The organism is Planktothrix sp. FACHB-1355 (assembly GCF_014748295.1).
Classification (GTDB): Bacteria; Cyanobacteriota; Cyanobacteriia; order Cyanobacteriales; family Aerosakkonemataceae; genus Aerosakkonema; species Aerosakkonema funiforme_A.
This window is the reverse complement of sequence record NZ_JACJUP010001000.1, coordinates 1-2,606: the sequence shown is the minus strand read 5'-3', so window position 1 is coordinate 2,606 and position 2,606 is coordinate 1. Positions and strand designations below refer to the sequence as shown.

The window sequence follows — 2,606 nt, the reverse complement described above, 5'->3', positions numbered from 1 at the left end:
TAACGCACGCTAAGCGATCGCAACCTATTGATGGCAGCAGCTAACTCGAATTGACGGAAAATTGCCAAGTCGCATTGAGGGAAAGGTGTCAAAATATCCAGACCCTGAAATTCGATATCTGCCATGACAAGGGCGAGAATTTCTGCTAATGTGCGTTTGCCATCAATATATTTTCGCACGGCATAAACCATTGCAGCTGCGATCGCTCTCGATTGTGCTGTATCGACAATTTGTTCGACTGCCGATAAATCGATATCTTCTGTACCGAAAACCATCTCATCGACATCGCGAACTTTTAATCGCACTTGTTTCTGACGATAGCTGGGGTCGATGCTTTCCGGTAGGGGTATTCGCGGTGTAATTTGTCCGAATTTTTCGCCACCTTCGGGGGTGCGCGAGTAGGTGTATTGTTGTGCGATCGTTTTGGCTTTTGCTGTCACATCTTCGGGTTGAAAATTTTGCATGGCGATGACGGTATCTGCCACTTCAAAGTAATCGCCGCTACCGCCCATGACTAAAATAGTAGAAACGTTGCAATCGGCATACAATTGTTTCACTTTATCGATAAATGGGGTAATCGGTTCTTTATCTTTGGCGATGAGGGCTTGCATTCTGCGATCGCGGATCATAAAATTAGTCGCGGCGGTATCTTCATCGACTAGCAATACTTTGGCATCTGCTTCTAATGCTTCGATAATATTTGCCGCTTGTGACGTACTACCGCTGGCATTAGTTGTGGAGAAGTTAGTTGTAGATTTGCCTTGGGGAAGATGGTTAATAAAAGGAGAAATATCGACGCCGACAATATTCCTTCCATCTTCGGCTCGAATTTTCACTGCGGCTGGATGCGTTACTACTAACTCGCGTCCGTCGTTGGGAATATGGTTGTAAACTCCTAATTCAATTGCTCTGAGTAATGTGGATTTACCGTGATATCCGCCGCCGACAATCAAAGTTACGCCTGTCGGTACACCCATGCCAGTAATTAAACCTTGATTCGGACAATTAAACTCGACTTGCAGTGATTTTGGCGATTGAAATGCTACCGCTTCATTTGGCAAAGGTTGGTCATCGACGCCGCTGCGTCGCGGTAAAATGGCACCGTTGGGAATGAAAGCAACTAAACCGCGTTCTGTTAATTGTTGCCTTATCCAATCTGCATCCTCGACAACTTCAACGTGATGTTGAATTTTGTTCGCATCCAGGTGATAATATTTAAGAGTGCGATCGACAATTTGGGGTATTTGTTCGCAGAGCATTTCGACAGCTTGGTGCCCCAGAATACGTCGCCCACCAGCGGGTAGTCCGACCACAAATCGCACTTCCACAAATTCATCGTCGATTAATACGGAAGTGCGTTCTAAAACTTCTTGTCCGATCCGGGTAATTCCGATTAAACCGCTGTTGCCAGTACCGCGTCTTTTACCGATACTGCGGGCGTAGAGATCGAACTGACGAGTGAGGTAATCGCGCAGGGCGATCGCACGGCTTTTGGTTTGGTATAGTTGAGGGGGAAAAGCGGCGATTTCTCCTGCTACCTTGACGCGGAAGTGACTGGGTGCGGCGAAGGGATCTCCTTGAGTGCGATCGACTATTAAAGTGAAATCGGAAAACTCGTAGCTTCCTTCAATATCTCGGTAAGCTTTATAACCGCGACCGTCGAGTTGTAGTAGCTGCTGACGCAGTTTTTCTTGATTGGGCATAATTATTAATAACGAAGAAACAAGCTGCTGGAAAAAACCTGCGTGGCTTTTATGGGACTGGAGATAATTATCACTTTGTTGTTGGGTTCGTTGCTATTTCGTTTGGGTATGGTTTTTGGCAAGGTATTGCTGCGAAATGGCGCGACAGCAAACGATTTGTTTAAGGGTAAATCGTGGATATCGCTAGCTTTCTTAGGTTTCTATTTCGCATTATTGATACTAACATTAAATGTGCCGCAGATGCAGATTTTGCCTTTGGAATGGCGTTTCTACGGTATGCAGGTGAGTTGGACATTGCTACGGGTAATCTTGTTAGGAATTTGCGGTATGGCTTTCACAGTTAGCTGGTACACGGCGCGATCGCAGATAATTGCAGTAGTTTTGCTTGCCTTACTGGGACTGGGTGCGTTTACCTCCGCCGAAGCTTATTTTTTGGCTCCCATCTACTCGTCTCTTGAAGATAACCTGCAACCGAATGGCGTGTTTAAGCAAACTTCCACCAGCAGCTGTGCGCCTGCGGCGTTGGCTACCTTGTTGCGTCGCTGGGGACTGGATAGCACCGAATCCAGCGTGGCGCGTTTAGCTGGAACCAGTCGTATGGGAACTTCCATGCCCCAGTTAATTGTAGCGGCCAAAGCTTTGGGTATGGATGCGATCGAACTGGGCCCAACTTGGGAACAAATGCAGCAAATCAATCGCCCTGGTGTGTTGGCAGTTTGGCTGTTCAGCGGCGTTCGCAAACTTCCTCATGCGGTGGCTTTGTTGGCTTTGAGTTCCGATACGGCGACAATTGCAGACCCCGCACGGGGAAAAATATTTCAACTCGATCGCACTGTGTTTGCCAAAGTTTGGCGTCACCAGTACCTGCCGATTTTTCGCCCCCAGGATATCTACTTAACTCCC

At 47.2% G+C, this 2,606-nt stretch carries 2 protein-coding genes; one reads left to right on the top strand and one right to left on the bottom strand.

Going from position 1 to position 2,606, the window contains the following annotated elements; translation table 11 throughout:
* Positions 1-1,703: ABC-ATPase domain-containing protein (locus H6S82_RS28105; RefSeq protein ID WP_190461794.1), on the bottom strand; the 1,703-nt coding region annotated here is incomplete at its 3' end.
* A gap of 51 nt (positions 1,704-1,754) precedes the next feature.
* Here H6S82_RS28105 and H6S82_RS28100 point away from each other — a divergent pair.
* Positions 1,755-2,606: cysteine peptidase family C39 domain-containing protein (locus H6S82_RS28100; RefSeq protein ID WP_242057137.1), on the top strand; the 852-nt coding region annotated here is incomplete at its 3' end.